The organism is Bradyrhizobium sp. HKCCYLS1011, from assembly GCF_051167795.1.
Taxonomy (GTDB): Bacteria; Pseudomonadota; Alphaproteobacteria; order Rhizobiales; family Xanthobacteraceae; genus Bradyrhizobium.
This window is the reverse complement of sequence record NZ_JBNPTT010000003.1, coordinates 249,603-264,412: the sequence shown is the minus strand read 5'-3', so window position 1 is coordinate 264,412 and position 14,810 is coordinate 249,603. Positions and strand designations below refer to the sequence as shown.

11 protein-coding genes are annotated in these 14,810 nt (G+C 66.2%); 4 read left to right on the top strand and 7 right to left on the bottom strand.

The window, feature by feature from the left end:
* Positions 1–33: 33 nt before the first annotated feature.
* The 7 genes from addA to ACQR1W_RS10075 all read right to left on the bottom strand — a co-directional run bounded on the left by addA (position 34) and on the right by ACQR1W_RS10075 (position 11,218).
* Positions 34–3,510, bottom strand: a complete 3,477-nt coding sequence (addA, locus tag ACQR1W_RS10105) for a double-strand break repair helicase AddA (protein WP_434850651.1) — start codon at positions 3,508–3,510, stop codon at positions 34–36.
* Entirely contained in the window at positions 3,504–6,680 is a 3,177-nt protein-coding gene (addB, locus tag ACQR1W_RS10100; protein ID WP_434850650.1) for a double-strand break repair protein AddB, read from the bottom strand. The genes addA and addB overlap by 7 nt, the downstream gene beginning before the upstream one ends.
* A gap of 404 nt (positions 6,681–7,084) precedes the next feature.
* Positions 7,085–7,807 (bottom strand): nucleotidyltransferase family protein, encoded by a 723-nt coding sequence (locus ACQR1W_RS10095; protein ID WP_434850649.1) that lies wholly within the window; start codon positions 7,805–7,807, stop codon positions 7,085–7,087.
* A 148-nt stretch (positions 7,808–7,955) separates the two neighbouring features.
* Positions 7,956–8,267, bottom strand: coding sequence for a PilZ domain-containing protein (locus tag ACQR1W_RS10090; protein WP_008971938.1), 312 nt, complete (start codon positions 8,265–8,267; stop codon positions 7,956–7,958).
* Positions 8,268–8,423: 156 nt separating this feature from the next.
* Positions 8,424–9,905 (bottom strand): M20 family peptidase, encoded by a 1,482-nt coding sequence (locus tag ACQR1W_RS10085; protein ID WP_434850648.1) that lies wholly within the window; start codon positions 9,903–9,905, stop codon positions 8,424–8,426.
* 108 nt (positions 9,906–10,013) lie between these two features.
* The gene (gene ppa / locus ACQR1W_RS10080; RefSeq protein ID WP_008971936.1) at positions 10,014–10,550 is read right to left on the bottom strand and encodes an inorganic diphosphatase; all 537 of its coding nucleotides are present in this window, start codon (positions 10,548–10,550) and stop codon (positions 10,014–10,016) included.
* Positions 10,551–10,708: 158 nt separating this feature from the next.
* The gene (locus ACQR1W_RS10075; RefSeq protein WP_008971935.1) at positions 10,709–11,218 is read right to left on the bottom strand and encodes a GNAT family N-acetyltransferase; all 510 of its coding nucleotides are present in this window, start codon (positions 11,216–11,218) and stop codon (positions 10,709–10,711) included.
* Positions 11,219–11,453: 235 nt separating this feature from the next.
* Here ACQR1W_RS10075 and ACQR1W_RS10070 point away from each other — a divergent pair, with 235 nt between their 5' ends.
* The 4 genes from ACQR1W_RS10070 to ACQR1W_RS10055 are packed head-to-tail and all read left to right on the top strand — an operon-like array spanning position 11,454 to position 14,578.
* Positions 11,454–12,353, top strand: coding sequence for an alpha/beta hydrolase family protein (locus tag ACQR1W_RS10070; RefSeq protein ID WP_434850647.1), 900 nt, complete (start codon positions 11,454–11,456; stop codon positions 12,351–12,353).
* A 10-nt stretch (positions 12,354–12,363) separates the two neighbouring features.
* Positions 12,364–12,831, top strand: a complete 468-nt coding sequence (locus ACQR1W_RS10065; RefSeq protein ID WP_434850646.1) for a DUF2269 family protein — start codon at positions 12,364–12,366, stop codon at positions 12,829–12,831.
* 11 nt (positions 12,832–12,842) lie between these two features.
* Positions 12,843–14,171 carry an SDR family oxidoreductase gene (locus tag ACQR1W_RS10060; RefSeq protein ID WP_434850645.1) on the top strand — a complete coding sequence of 443 codons (1,329 nt, stop codon included), beginning with the start codon at positions 12,843–12,845 and terminating at the stop codon, positions 14,169–14,171.
* Positions 14,171–14,578: a thiol-disulfide oxidoreductase DCC family protein gene (locus tag ACQR1W_RS10055; RefSeq protein WP_434851133.1), complete on the top strand. Its 408-nt coding sequence runs from the start codon at positions 14,171–14,173 to the stop codon at positions 14,576–14,578. Before ACQR1W_RS10060 ends, ACQR1W_RS10055 begins: the two co-directional genes overlap by 1 nt.
* Positions 14,579–14,810 lie beyond the last annotated feature (232 nt).

The following is a 14,810-nucleotide window of genomic DNA, read 5'->3' as shown; positions in this document are numbered from 1 at the left end:
TGAACGGTCGGTTGCCGGGTCAAGTTGCGTCACTCAGATGTGCGGGGATAGCAGTTCCGCGTCCAGAGCGGAGGCCGAAAGCTCCATCAGTTCAGGGGCTTCGGTCCAGAGCAGGGCGGCGCGGACGGCGCGGTCCGGGTACAGCTGGCGGAGCACCGCGCGGTAGAGCGCGAGCTGGCGGACATAGGCCGGCGGCACCTCGGCGAGGTCGGACGGCGGGCTTTGGTTGGTCTTGAAGTCGACGATCAGCACCTCGGCATCGGTCACGACCAGCCGGTCGATCTGGCCGGACACCAGCGCCGGCGGCTGGTCGGGCAGGCTGAGCCGACCGACGATGGAGACCTCCGCGCGGCTGCCTGCGGCGAACACGGCGGCAAAGCGCGGCTCCTCGATCACCCCAAGCACACGTGCCGCCAGCTTCTCGCGCTCGTCCTCCGGCCAATCGGCCGCGTTACGCGCCAGATATTTGAGCGCCGCATCACGGCGCCGCGTCGGTGCCACGTCGGGCAGGGATTGCAACAGGCGGTGCACCAGCGTGCCGCGCTGCATCGCCTCGCTCCGTGCCATCGTCGCCTCGCCCGCCTTCGTCGGCCGGCGGTCGGCGGCTGCTGGATCGGATGGCCGCAACACCAGATCAGGTGCAGGCGCCTCCGCGGCCTCGATGCGCAGCCAGGACGGCAGCTCGATCGCTTCTGCGGTGACGCGCCGCTCTTCCGCTCCGGGCAGCGACGCAATGTCTTCGGCACGTGCGTAGCGCTTCACCGGTCCATCTGGCGTCTCGATCGTCTGCACCTGAAGGCCGGCCGCATCGAGCCCGCGCGCCATCAGGTCGTACCAGCTGCCGGGGCGGACATTGTTCATGTTGCCGGGCATGCAGCCGCCGATGACGAGCCGGTCGGCCGCACGGGTCATCGCGACATAGAGCAGGCGCCGATATTCGTCCTCGGTCTCCTGCAGCATCGCCGCGCGCGCGGCTGCGACAGGTTTGGGATCGTCGGCTTTGCGTCCAGCCCAGACCACGATCTCCTTCTCGCCGTCGGGTACATGGATCAGCCGCAACCGCTGCGTATCGGACGGCGAGGACGTCGTATCGACCAGGAAGACGACCGATGCCTCCAGGCCTTTGGCGCCGTGCACGGTCATCACCCGCACCTCGTCGCGCGAGATCTCCATGTCGCGCTTCACCTCGGTGTCGGCGGCGCGCAGCCAGGCCATGAACCCCTGCAGCGACGCCGGCGCCTTGCTTTCATAGGACAAAGCGAGCTCGAGGAATTCATCCAGCGCATCATTGGCTTCGTGGCCGAGCCGCGCCAGGATGCGGCGGCGGCCGCCATCGCCGCCGAGCAGCCAGGCATAGAAGCCGAACGGCGTTTCCTCGTTGGCGCGGCGCTCGCATTGCTGCAACCGCCGCACCACACGCTGCAGGCGCTCGTCCGCGGCCGCATGCGCCACCAGCGCCTCGCGCAAGCTGCCCTTGCGCTGCCAGGCCAAGGTGAAGAGATCATCGTCGGTCAGGCCGAACAGCGGGCTTTTCAGCGCGGTCGCGAGCGCGAGATCGTCTTTCGGCAGCAGCAGCGCGTCGGCGAGATTCATCAGGTCGATGATCGCGATGTGCTCGGTCAGCTTCAGACGATCGGCGCCCGCGACCGGAATGCCGGCGTGCTTGAGCGCCTGGATCACGGCATCGAATGCGTTGCCGCGCCGGCGTACCAGGATGAGCATGTCGCCATAGCTCAAGCGCCGGCGCGAGCCGTCGTGGCCGGTCATGGTGCCGTCGCGGATCAGCCGCTTGATCTCGGCCTGGATGCGCCGGGCGAGCTTCACCTCGGGGCTCGTCACCGCGACGCCGTCGAATGGCGCGCGCCAGCCCTCGATGTCCTTGGTGTCGTCGCGCTCGCTTAAGCTCCAGAGCTCGACCAGGCTCGGACCGGCGTCGGCCAGCGAGTTATGGATGGGATAGCCGATATCGGGCGAATGGATGCTGCGATAGATTTGCGGATCGCGGAACACCTGATCGACCGCGTGCAGCACCACGGCACCCGAGCGGAACGAATAGGTGAAGGAGACGGGATCGAAGACGAGCCCCGCCTCGGTGAAGCGCTTCTGCAATTGTCGCCGCCGCGCGTCGAACTCATGCGGGTCTGCGCCCTGGAACGAAAAGATCGACTGCTTCTCGTCACCGACAGCAAAGATGGTGCGGACCAGGTCGTCGCGGGCGCCGGCGCCGGCGGTGAACTCCTCGATGATATGGGCGACAATCTCCCATTGCCGGGGGCTCGTATCCTGAGCCTCGTCGATCAGTACGTGGTCGACGCCGCGGTCGAGCTTATAGTGCACCCAGCCCGACGAGACGCGGTTGAGCATCGCCAGCGTCTTGTCGATCAGATCGTCATAGTCGAGGAGACCGCGCTCCTGCTTCTCGCGCCGATAGTTCGCGGCGGCCGCTGTTGCGATCCGCAGCAAGGCCTCCGTGCGGTCGCGCATGACCGCGGCGCGGCGCTTCTCGATCAGCAGGTCGAGCCGGCGCGCTTCGACCTCGAACAAGGACGCCACGGCCGGGTTGGCGTCGGCGAACTTCTTGGTCAGCAGCGATTTCCGCGGCTGCTTCTCGTCGGTCAGGAACAGGCAAAGATATTCGTCGACCTGGTCGCTGCCGGAGAAGGTGAGCGCCGCGCGGAGTTGATCCGCCTGCTTCTGCTCGGTCTTGGCGCCGGCGTCGAGCTGCGCGGCGATCTGCAGCCAGTCTGCGCGCGGCAGATTGGGGCCGTCGAGGATGTCGCGTTCGATGGCCTCGATCGTGTCGGTGGCTGCGACGCCGAGCACCTGTGAGAGCTGCGCCGCGGCGACATCGACATGGTCAGCGCCATCGGTCCAGGCCATGAAATGATCGCGGCTGAGACAGGCCTCGCGCACGACGTCCTTGAAGGTGACGTCGGCCGCGCTCGCCATCGCGACCTGGAGCGCGCGGCCGATGGCGCTGTCCGGTGCGCGCGACGCATCCAGCAGCACCTTCAGGTTGGCGCGTTCCATCATCTCGGTCTGGTCGCGCTCGTCCAGCACCGCAAACCGCGCCGGCACATTGGCCTCGAACGGAAACTGCTGCAGCAGCCGCGTGCACAGCGCGTGGATGGTCTGCACCTTCAATCCGCCGGGCGTCTCCAAGGCGCTCGCGAACAGCTTTCGTGCAGCGGCGCGCAGCGCGGCATCGGGATGCGGAATGCCGGCTTCTTTGATCGCATGATCCAGCGCGGTGTCGTCGAGCGTGACCCAATGGCCCAATGTCGAGAACACGCGCTCCGCCATGTTGGCAGCGGCCGCTTTGGTGAAGGTGATGCAGAGGATCTTTTCCGGCGGCACGCCATCCAGCAGCAGCCGGATCACGCGCTGCACCAGCACATGGGTCTTGCCCGAGCCGGCATTGGCCGACACGAACGCTGACGCGGCCGGGTTCGAGGCGCGGGTCTGCGCCTCGCGCACGGCTGCAGGAATCGGGCGCGGCGCCTTCACCATTCCTCGATCCCCAATCCGCCCGCCGCCGACCATTCCTTGATGCGCGCGAGGTCGTCATAGGCGCCATAGCGGTTCGCCCACATCGACAGGTTCAGAGAGGTGTAGGCCTGGTTCTCGTCCTCGAAGCTGCGGATCAGCGCCTCCAGCTTGTCGCGCGCCTCGCGCGCGGCGGCATCGGGCGGCTGCGGCGCATCGCCCTTGTTGATCTTCAATTCCAGCACGCGCTCTTCGCCCGGCGGATTGTTGCCGGACAGCCTGACATAAGCGAGCTGGCCGACCAGGCTGCCGGCGGGAATCCCATCGAAGCCGCCCTCGCGCAGGATCGCCGCTTCCAGCGTCAGCTGCGGCGCCAGTCCCATCCTGACCTGCTTGCCGGTCGGCGGCTGTCCGGTCTTGTAGTCGAGGATCGCGAAGGAGCCGTCGCTGCGGCGCTCGATCCGGTCGGCGCGCGCGGATAAGGTGAAAGTCCTGTTGTCGCCGAGCGGAATGCCGATCTCGCCGCGGATCTCGGCGGTCAGTTCTTCGATGTGCTCGCGCCGCGCACTCTCCCAGGCTGCAAACCACGTCGCGATCCGCTGGAAGCGCGGCCACCACAGTGCACGGGCTTCGGGGCGTTCCATCAGCGGCGCGAAATGTTTCTCACCGATCAGGCGTAGCGCGTGGGCCGGATGCAGCGGCAAGGCTTGTGCGAAGTTCTCCGTGAACTCGCCGATTGCCTGATGGATCGCCGAGCCGCGATCGGCGGCCGAGAGTGGCATGTCGACAGGATCGAGCGCATCGAGGCGCAGAATATAGCGGGCGAAGATGGTGTAGGGATCGCGCAGCCAGTCCTCGATCGCGGTGACCGACATGCGCAGGGGGCGCGCGGCCAGCGGCGGCCTCGGCATCGGCTGCGCGATCGGCCTGACCTCCGCCGGTTGGTCCAGCGCCTCGGCGTAGCGCACATAGATCTCGCCGCGCGACGTCGCGGCGTTCCAACTGACATCACCGGCGACCGCCTCCAGCCGATGCAGGAAGCGCGAGGCCACCGCCGGTGCGCCGCCCGCCTTGGCGGAATAGGTGAGGATCACTTCGGGGCTGCCGAGGAGCTGCGCAAAGTCGTGCGCCGACAAGCCGATGCGTCTTTCAGGGAGATCGAGGCCAAGCTGATGCCGCATCGGGCGGCTGAGCCAGGGATCGATGCGCGGCGCCGGCGGCCACACGCCTTCGATCAGCCCGCCGACGATGACGCGGTCGGCCTGCATCAGGCGTGATTCGAGCGGACCATAAATCTGCAGCTGTGCGCCGGGCCGCTCGGGGCGTCGCACCGCGCGATCGCTGAACGCGGTCTGGAAGACATCCGGATAGTCGGCGAGCGGAAGCATCAGGCCGCAGCGCTCGCCTTTGCTGAGCAGATCGTCGAAGCAGCGCGCCAGGCCTGCGCCATCGCGTTCGGCGAAGCCAAGGCTGAAGCCGAGATCGTCGCGCGACAGCGCCGCCAGCACCTCGCGATGCCGCGCCGCGAGCTCGGCGAAGTCATAGGGTTTCGGCGAGGTGAGATTCTCCAGCGGCGCCAACGCCTGCTGCAGGCGCTCGATCAGACCTTGCGCGCGATCGAGCTGCTCCGAGGACAGCCGCGCCCGCGGCTCGGCCTGATGCAGTGACGATGCCTCGCCCTGGTGCAGCTTGGTGTGCTCGTCGCGGAAGCGTGCGAAGTCACGCGCCAGGCCCGCGCTGCCCGGTTGTGGCCTGGTGCCGCGCAAGACCGCCAATTCCAGCGTCTCGATCGCGCCTCTGAACGCGCCCGATGCGCTGCCGAGCCGGCACAGCGGATGCTTGAGCAGCGCCAGCAAGGCCGGCGGCTCGAGGCCCCTGGCGGCGACTTCGGCCGCGAGCCGCGCAAAGATGCCGGCGGGCGTGTCCAGCAGCGCATCGCCGCCGGAGTCGTCGAAGGTCAGATGCCAGCGCGTCAGCGCCGCCATCACCCGCCGCGCCAGCGCGCGGTCCGGCGTCACCAGCGCGGCCGATTTGCCGAGATGCCGCGCCTCGCGCATCGCGATCGCGATCGCCAGCGCCTCCATCTCCGGATTGGGCGCGGGCACCACGGCGAGATGATCCATGGCGGCCGCGATGTTCGCGGCCACGTCGATCTGGCGCAGCCGGTCGTGCCAGGCTGCGGTCGCTTCCGATGGCCGCATCACCTCCGAGATCAGCACCTCGCGTCCGCTGCGGGCGGGATGGGCGAGGCGGATGACGTCGCGTCGTTGGATGCCGAAGCGGCGCAGCAGCATCTGCATGGCATATTGCGGATGGTTGTAGGAGGCCTGCGCGCGGCTGACGGCGTCCTGCTTCGCATCCTTGTTAGTTGTCTTGTTTGCGGCCCTGATGCCGCCGATGGTGCGCCACGCTTCCTCGTCGAGGTCGGTATCGAGCCCCGGCAGCACCACGGCGCCATGAGGCAGCTTCGCCACCGCCTGCAGGAATTTTGCCGTTGCCGGCATCGAGCCGGTCGAGCCGGCCGCAACCACCGGTCCATCCGGATGGGCAGTGAGGCGCGCAGCTTCCGCCGCGATCAGCAGATCGCGCCGGGCCGCCGGCTCGATGCGCTGGATTTCCTCGAGGTAAGCCGGCCAGGCGGTGCGCGCGATGCGCAGGAAGTCGAGCGAATGCTGCCAATACCGATCGAGCTGATCGGGCACCAGGCCGTCGAGTGCATCCCAGGCGACGTCGCGCGTGACCATGTCGTCGATCAGCCGAGCGAGGTCGCCGGCGAGCGCCAATGTCGAGGCGGGGCCGCCGACCACCAGCGGCGCGGAGACCGGAGTCTTGGCCCAGGCCGCGACTAGCCGCGCCAGCGTCAGGCGGCGCTCGAGCTCGCCGAGTTTTTCGGGAATCTCCAGCGGTGCCGTGCCGGCGAAGGATTCACTGTCCTCGGCGAACGCAAGCTCGTCCTCATCGATATCGCCGAGCGCGACCAGGCGCGGCAGCACCACGGCATCGGTCTTGAGTTCCTCGAGGAACATGTCGCGCGCGACGCGCAGGGAGCGCCGGGTCGGCAGATATAGCGTTGCGCTCGCCAGCCGCGCCGGATCGGTCCGCGCCTCGAAGCCATCGACCAGGCGGCCGTCAATCAGCGCCGCGATCACGGTGCGCAGGAACGGCGCTGAGATGGGAACGGTGAAGACGCGCATGATCCGCTGATTCGGGCTCCTCAGCGTCTATATAAGAAGTCAGCGGGGCGGGGTCATGTGCGGCCTGTGGACGGGTGTTGATAGGTTGATGGTCTTGAGGCCCAAGGTGGCGGCTCGCGGAGTCGAACTTCCGACGTCGTCGCCCGGTTTAGCCCGGCGACCCGGTATCCACAGGCGGTCGTTGTTGGCCGGAACGCCACGGCTTACTGGATGCCCCGCCTGCGCGGGGCATGACAGCGAGGCACGCGTCATGTGTCCTCCTCGCGGCGCATGGTGCGTCCGAGCTTTGCAAGACATTCGTCCCCCCGTAGGCGGGACGGCTAGGCTAGCCGGGGCAATGCGATGATTGTTAGTTGGGAACTGCGTTGCAGTTCGAGGCTGGAGCGAGAGGACTCCGCCGTCACCTACGCCGCGCTCTCCAGCAGCGCCTCTTCCGCGGCGCTGACCGCCTCGGGCGTGCCGACATGCATCCAGACGCCATCGAGCCGCAGTCCGAACAGACGGTCCTGCTCGTTGGCCTTGTCGAAAATCCTGACCAGCGAGAACTCGCCCTGCGGCGCGCCATCGAAGATCGCCGGCGACATGATCGCGGCGCCTGCATAGACGAACGGAACCACCTGATGCTCCCGGCGCTTGCGCAAGGCGCCATCGGCCAGCATCGAATAGTCGCCCTGGCCGCTATAACCGATCGAGCTGGCGGTCGGCGCCATCAGGAGCAGGATGTCCATCCGCTCTGGATCGAAGGCATCGGCCAGCCGCGTCAGATTGTGCCGCACGCCTTCGATCCACATCGTGTCGGAATTGACATGGAAGAATGGCTCGTGGCCGAGCAGGGGCAGCGCCTTCACCACGCCGCCGCCGGTACCGAGCACCTGATCGCGCTCGTCGGAGATGATCACCCGCGGCGCCCTGCGGCTCGCGACATGATCGATGATCTGGTCCGGCAGATAATGCACATTGACCACCGCCTCGGTGACGCCGGCCTCGGCGAGCCGGTCCAGCACATGATCGAGCAGCGGCCGGCCGGCGACGCGCACCAGCGGCTTCGGCACGCTGTCCGTCAGCGGGCGCATGCGCAGGCCCAGACCGGCGGCGAGAACCATGGCTTTGTGCGGCTTCACAGGCATCCTTCGGCGTCTCGAACCAGGGAACCCGAATCATACCACGGCGGGCATGAATCGTCTCGACCCGCTGCGATAGCGAGCCGTGATGACGATTATGCGACGCGGATTCTACGGTAGTTTGGCAGCGTTAAAGCGCCGCGGCTCCTGGCAATCAGGCGTCCTCGGCCGCGCGGCGGTTGGCCTTCTTCTTACGGTCGCCAAGCTTCAAAAAGTTAACGCCAATCTGGTCGCCGTTCACCCAGGCGAGTTCGCAACGCCGATAGGCCAGGCCCGTGGACGACAACAGCAGGAAGAACTCCTTCAGGTGCAATCCCTCGACCGAGCCGTCGACAGTGAGTTTGGCGCCGGTCTCGGACACATCCTCGATGGTGCAATTGCGCCGCCAGGTTCCGTCGATGCCCATCATGAAGGCGGGGATGCCGCGCTCGAAAACGACGCGCTCGCCCTTCTGCCGTTCTGCCATCGGACCCTCCACTCCGCCCCGCGCTGGGGCGCACGGATTGATCCGAAACAGCGTAAAGCCGGATGGCTAAGAACCCGTAAATGTACCGGGGGGCGCAAGACGAAGGCGCGGCCGCCTGGCTGCGCCCTGCGCCCTCTATCAGAGGCTTGGCTTGCCTCAGGAAGCGCTCGCCTCCAGCAGCCGCCGATAGAAGCGGATCATGTCGGCATAACTGTCGACGGAGAGCCGTTCATTGGTGCCGTGAAAACGCTTGAGGTCCTCGTTGGTGGCCCGCAGCGGCGAGAAGCGGAAGACGTTGTCGGCAACGCCGACATAGTGCCGGGAGTCGGTGCCGCCGATCATCAGGCCCGGCGTTACCACAGCGTCCGGAAAGATCTCGCGGATGGTGCGGCTCATCAGCTGATAGGGAGCGCTTGCAGTCGAGGTCACCGGCGGCGGCTCGGTGTTGCTCGCAACAGTCGCGACCGCGATGCGGTCGTTGGCCACGGTCCGCGTGACATGGTCGATCACGCTGGCTTGGGTGTCGCCCGGCAGCAGCCGGAAATTCACCGTGGCCGATGCCACGCCCGGCAGCACGTTGTCCTTGTCGCCGGCGTTGAAGATCGTCAGCGCCGTGGTGGTGCGCACCATGGCTTCGGTGGGGCCGGTCTTTTCGAATTCGCGTAGCAGCAGCGGTTTGAACAGCCAGAGATTGGACAGGGCGACACGGTTGAAGCCACTCATCTCCGGCGCCAGTGTCGCGAACATCTCGCCGACCACGCCGTCGATCCGCATCGGCAGCTTGTCGGCTTCGAGCTTCGCCAGCGCCGCACTCATCATGCCGATCGCGGTGTCGTGCGGCGGCATCGAGGAATGGCCCGGCGTCGCCTTCGCTGTCAGAACCAGGGTCGCATAGCCCTTCTCGCCGACGCCGATCAGCGCCGCAGGTTTCGCGAGGCCCTTGATGCCGCCTTCGGAGATCAGCAGGCCTTCGTCGAGGACGAAGTCGAGCCGGACATTGCGCGCCGCCAGCGATGCTGCGATCGCCTTGGCGCCCCTGGTGCCGCCGACCTCCTCGTCATGGCCGAAGCCGAAATAGATCGTGCGCGTCGGTGTGAAGCCGGCTTTCGCCAGCGCATCAGCCGCTTCGAGCATCGCATAGAGATTGCCCTTGTCGTCCCAGGCGCCGCGGCCCCAGATGAAGCCGTCCTTGATGTGGCCCGCGAACGGCGGCTCGCTCCAGTCTGCTTCCGTGCCCGGCGCGATCGGGACCACGTCCTGATGCGCGAGCAGCGCGATCGGCTTTGTGGCGGGATCGCTGCCGGGCCAAGTGTAGAGCAGGCTGTGGCCTGCGATCACCTCCTGCTTTGCGGCGGCGTGAAAGGTCGGAAAGCTGGTTTCGATATGCGCCTTCAGGGCCGCAAAGGCGTCAGCATTCTGCTCGGGATCGTCATAGCTGGAAATGGTGCGGAAGCGCACGGCTTCGGCCAGTCGCTGTGCCGCGGCCTGTGCGTCGATCGGGATTTTGGGTGATGCCGCGACCTGCAGCTGGCGCGATCCCTGGCGCTCGGTATTGAAGGTGAGGACCGCGAGCACGACTATCACGGCGAACACTGCGAGCAGAGTGATAGTCCTCACGATCCTGAGCAGCCGGCGCATCGCACTTACCCCCACAGCAAAACGACGCCGCAAGCCTGGCTTGCGACGTCGTTGACCCTGCCTCAAAGCTTGCGAAGAAGTCTATCGCGGGTTGCGTGGCAGCGGCGACTACTTCTTCGCCGCCTTGGCGCGGGCGATGCCTTCGGCGATCAGCTGATGCGCATCGTCGGCATTGCCCCAGCGCAGCACCTTGACCCATTTGCCGGGCTCGAGGTCCTTGTAATGCTCGTAGAAGTGCTGGATCTGCGCCAGCGTGATGTCCGGCAGGTCGCTGTAGGTGCGCACCTTGTCGTAGCGCTGGGTGAGCTTGGAGGAGGGCACCGCGATGATCTTCTCGTCGCCGCCGGCCTCGTCCTCCATCAGGAGCACGCCGACCGGGCGCACGCTCATCACGGCACCCGGCACGATGGCGCGGGTGTTGGCGATCAGGACGTCGCAGGGGTCGCCGTCGTTCGACAGCGTGTGCGGGATGAAGCCGTAATTCCCGGGATAGCGCATCGCCGTGTAGAGGAAGCGATCGACGAACAGCGTGCCGGCGTCCTTGTCGAGCTCGTATTTGATCGGCTCGCCACCCACCGGTACTTCGATGACGACGTTGACGTCGCGCGGCGGATCTTTCCCGATCGGGATGGCGTCGATGCGCATGGGGGACTCCGTTTGGACTGGAAACCTGAAGACTGGAAACGCGAAGGTGAGGCGTTCAAAGCATAAACGCACTCATTCGCAGTCGCAAAAAATTTGCGGCTCTGCAATAACTACTTCAACGCCAGACGATGCGTCCAGTTCGGCAATCGCGCTTAGGCTTAATTGGTCCAGGCGAAGGCGACCTTGTCGAGCGACTTCGGCCCGAATCGCTCCGAGGAGCGCGCCACCATGCGACCGCCCAACGTGCGGTAAAACTCAGTGGCGGGGTCGTTGTCGGACAACGCCCACACCACCATGCTCTTCAGGCCGCTTTGCGCGAGGTCGCGCTTGGCTGCCGTGAAGAGCCGGCGACCGAACCCCAGCCCCTGAAATTCCGGTCGCAGATAGAGCTCGTAGATCTCGCCGTCAAAATGCAGGCTGCGGGCGCGATTGCGGCCGTAATTGGCGTAGCCCGCGATTTTGTCGTTGAACACCAGCACGCTGACCCGGCTGCCCTTGCGGATCGCGCTGTCCCACCAATGCGGGCCGCGGCGATTGATCAGCTTTTCCAGCTCGGCGCCGGGAATGATGCCCTGATAGGCGGAGCGCCAGGCTTCGTCATGGGCAGACGCCACCGCCGCCGCATCTGCAGCCTTGGCCGGACGGACTTCGATCAGGGTTGTGCTCATGGCGGGATCAAAGCAAGTCGGCGGCGCCGCTTCAAGGTCCAACGTTAAAGATCGGTTAACCTGTGGATTTTCTGCATCACAAGGTAAGAAAGCTGTGCCGAAAGGGGACAATTCGGCAACACCGGAGCGGGCGGTGGTGGTCGCGATGTCGTCGTTGCCGAGGTCGGCAACAGCCGGCCTGATTCTATTGCCGGTTCGGCTAATCTCCGCCGGTGGTTCACTTTCCGGACACGCGATGCGCTTCGCATATGGCCTGTTATTGCTGCCGGCGCTGCTGATGCCGTTGGGATCGGTCGCGCGCGCACAGGCGTTCGGCCCGGTCGGTGATGGCGCGGCCGGCGCGCAGGTCTGGCAGATTCCGTCACAAGATCCGGCGCGGCCGGCTTTGGCGCTGCTCTACAGGCCTGCCGGCGCCGGGCCGTTCCGGCTCGCCGTCGTGGCCCATGCTTCGACACAGAATGCCCTGCGCCGCGCCCAGATGCCGCAGCCGGATTATCAGGCGCTGGCGGCCTTGCTGCTGGCGCGCGGCTTCGCCGTGCTGGTGCCGCAGCGGCTCGGTCATGGCGCGACCGGCGGGGCCTATCTCGAGGACCAGGGTGGCTGCGAGGAGGCCGACTATCTCAACTCTGGCCGCGCCACGGCGACGCAGATCTGGCGTGCGCTCACATTCATGCGAGATCAGGATTTCGTGCGCAAGGAAGGCGCCGTGATCATCGGCCATTCCGCCGGCGGCTGGGGCGCACTGGCCCTGGCCGGGCAGGATCCGAAAATCCTTGCCGCAATCGTCGTGTTCGCACCCGGCCGCGGCGGTCATGCCGATGATGTCGCCAGACGCTTCTGCTCGCCCGAGCGGCTGGTCGAAGCCGCACGCGAATTCGGCGGGCACGCGCGGGTGCCGGTGACCTGGCTCGTGGCGGCCAATGACAGCTATTTTCCGCCGGCATTTTCAGGCCAGCTGGCCGAGGCGTTCAAGGACGGTGGTGGCAAGGTGACATTCTCGATACTGCCGGCCGCAGGCCAGGACGGACACTGGCTGGTCGAGCATGAGGACGGCGTCGCGCTGGCCGCCTATGCGCTGGACCGTGCGCTCAAGTGCGGCACCGCTGCGACGCGCGACGCTGGCAAGCCAAGGTGATCGAGCCACGATGACGCTGTATTTCCTGATCAAATATCTGCACGTGCTCGGCGCCATCGTCATTCTCGGCACCGGGACGGGTATCGCGTTCTTCATGCTGATGGCGCATCGCAGCGGTGAGCCTGCCTTCATCGCGCGCACCGCCGGCGTGGTGGTGATCGCGGACATGCTGTTCACGCTCTCGGCGGTGCTGCTGCAGCCGGTCAGCGGAGGTCTGTTGATGTGGCTGAGCTCGACCAGCCTTGAAGAGCACTGGCTGATCACATCGCTCGTGCTGTACGCGATCGCCGGATTGTTCTGGGTGCCCGTGATCTTCATGCAGATCGAACTGCGCGATCTCGCGCGCAAGGCCGAAGCGGAATCGATGCCGCTGCCGGCGCGCTATTTCACGGTGTTCCGCCGCTGGTTTCTCTGCGGCATTCCCGGCTTCGGCTCGGTCATGGCCATTCTCTGGCTGATGATCGCGAAGCCGTTTTGATGCGAGCAGCGATGAACATCACGCCAAACCCTCGCATCCTGGTGCTCGGCGCCTCCGGCCTGATCGGCCGCTTTGTTACCGACGATCTGCGTCGGCGCGGCTTCCATGTCGTCGGTGCCGCGCGGAAGTTCTCGGCGTCGCAGCGTGTCTCGCCGCTCGATCTGCAGGTGCCGATCCTGTCGCTCGATGCCTCCGCGCTTGCCGGGCTGTTCGCCGCGCACGACATCGGCGTGGTCGTGAATTGCCTGGGCGTGCTGCAGGACGGTCCGGGCAGCGACACCGATGCCGTGCACCGCGAGTTCGTCGCGCGCCTGCTGGCGGCGATCGCGCGCTCCGAACGCGCGGTGCGCATGATCCACATCTCGATTCCCGGCAGCGCGAATGACGATCGTACCGCGTTTTCCAGCACCAAGCGCGAAGCCGAGCGCTTGATCGCGGCGTCAGGTGTTGCGCATGCGATCCTGCGTCCCGGCTTCGTGATCGCACCGAGCGCCTATGGCGGCAGCGCGATGGTGCGCGCGCTCGCAGCGCTGCCGTTTGATCTGCCGGAGAAAGACCGCGCATCGCCGTTCCAGCCGGTCGCGGTCGCGGATATCGCCGCCACGATTGCCTGGCTCGCGGCGCGGCCGTTGGACGAGGATGCGACCCGCGCGGTCATGTGGGATCTGATGCAGCCGCAGCCGGTCACACTGTCGGGCGTGATCGAACAGTTTCGCCGCGCGCTCGGGACCGGCAACATCCGGCGCATCACCTTGCCGCGCATGCTGCTCGATCTCAGCGCGCGGCTCGGTGATCTCGTGAGTTTTCTCGGCTGGATGTCGCCGCTGCGATCGACGGCGCTGGCCGAATTGCGCCGCGGCGTGGCCGGCGATCCGCAAGCCTGGATGGCCGCAACCCGCATCGCGCCAAAGACGATCGATGACACCGTTGGCGCACATGGCGCCAGCATTCAGGACAAATGGTTCGCGCGGCTGTATTTGATCAAGGCGCTGACAATCGCCAGCCTTTCGCTGTTCTGGGTCGCCTCCGGCGTCATTGCGCTCCTGATCTCATTCCCGGCGACGGTCGCGATCCTGACCAGCCGCGGCTGGCCGGACGCGATTGCATCGCCTTTTGCAGCTATCACCAGCATGATGGACATCAGTATCGGCCTGTTGATTGCGCTTCGCCGCACGGCGGCGTTCAGCCTTGCCGCCGGCATCGTGGTCTCGCTCGGCTACCTGATCGGCTGCGCTATTTTCACGCCAGACCTGTGGCTCGAGCCGCTGGGCGCGCTGGTCAAGACCGGGCCCGCGATCGTGCTGATGCTGGTCGCGCTATCGACCCTGGACAACAGATGATGACGCAATGGCCCGACGATGACGTGATCCTCTACGATGGCGTCTGCGTGTTCTGCTCGCGCTGGGTCCAATTCGTGATCGCGCGCGATCGCGACAAGCGCTTCCGCTTCACGCCGATCCAGTCGGCTTACGGCACACGGCTGGCGCGGGCGTTCGGCATCGATCCCGACGATCCCGACACCAATGCCGTCGTGCATGGCGGCAAGGCGCATCTGAAATCCGATGCGGCGCTGACGGTGCTATCGAACCTGCCGGGCTGGGGCTGGACGCGGGCGCTGTTCGCGGTGCCCAAGCCGCTGCGCGACGTGGTCTATGGCCTGGTCGCGCGCAACCGCTACCGCATCTTCGGCAGATACGAGTCCTGCTTCGTGCCGGATGCCGAGCTGCGGAAACGGGTGCTGGAGTGACTGCTGTCTGGCTCGCCGCGCGTTCCGACCCGGGGTTTTGTATTACCTCATTGTCAAACATTTGATCGTTTTGATCGAACGATTTATCCGCTATAATGCGTTGGATCGATTGATTGGAGCATGAAATTCTTCTCCCGAACCCCGGTTTGGGAGATTGTTTCATGACCGCCCCTTCGCACGACCTGGCTGCCGATGCACCCGCCATCGTCTCCCATCATCATCCCGCTTCTGT

Excerpts from the sequence above, each read along its gene's own strand:
- addA (WP_434850651.1), bottom strand. The coding sequence starts at position 3,510 with ATGGTGAAGGCGCCGCGCCCGATTCCTGCAGCCGTGCGCGAGGCGCAG.
- addB (WP_434850650.1), bottom strand. The coding sequence starts at position 6,680 with ATGCGCGTCTTCACCGTTCCCATCTCAGCGCCGTTCCTGCGCACCGTG.
- ACQR1W_RS10095 (WP_434850649.1), bottom strand. The coding sequence starts at position 7,807 with ATGCCTGTGAAGCCGCACAAAGCCATGGTTCTCGCCGCCGGTCTGGGC.
- ACQR1W_RS10090 (WP_008971938.1), bottom strand. The coding sequence starts at position 8,267 with ATGGCAGAACGGCAGAAGGGCGAGCGCGTCGTTTTCGAGCGCGGCATC.
- ACQR1W_RS10085 (WP_434850648.1), bottom strand. The coding sequence starts at position 9,905 with ATGCGCCGGCTGCTCAGGATCGTGAGGACTATCACTCTGCTCGCAGTG.
- ppa (WP_008971936.1), bottom strand. The coding sequence starts at position 10,550 with ATGCGCATCGACGCCATCCCGATCGGGAAAGATCCGCCGCGCGACGTC.
- ACQR1W_RS10075 (WP_008971935.1), bottom strand. The coding sequence starts at position 11,218 with ATGAGCACAACCCTGATCGAAGTCCGTCCGGCCAAGGCTGCAGATGCG.
- ACQR1W_RS10070 (WP_434850647.1), top strand. The coding sequence starts at position 11,454 with ATGCGCTTCGCATATGGCCTGTTATTGCTGCCGGCGCTGCTGATGCCG.
- ACQR1W_RS10065 (WP_434850646.1), top strand. The coding sequence starts at position 12,364 with ATGACGCTGTATTTCCTGATCAAATATCTGCACGTGCTCGGCGCCATC.
- ACQR1W_RS10060 (WP_434850645.1), top strand. The coding sequence starts at position 12,843 with ATGAACATCACGCCAAACCCTCGCATCCTGGTGCTCGGCGCCTCCGGC.
- ACQR1W_RS10055 (WP_434851133.1), top strand. The coding sequence starts at position 14,171 with ATGACGCAATGGCCCGACGATGACGTGATCCTCTACGATGGCGTCTGC.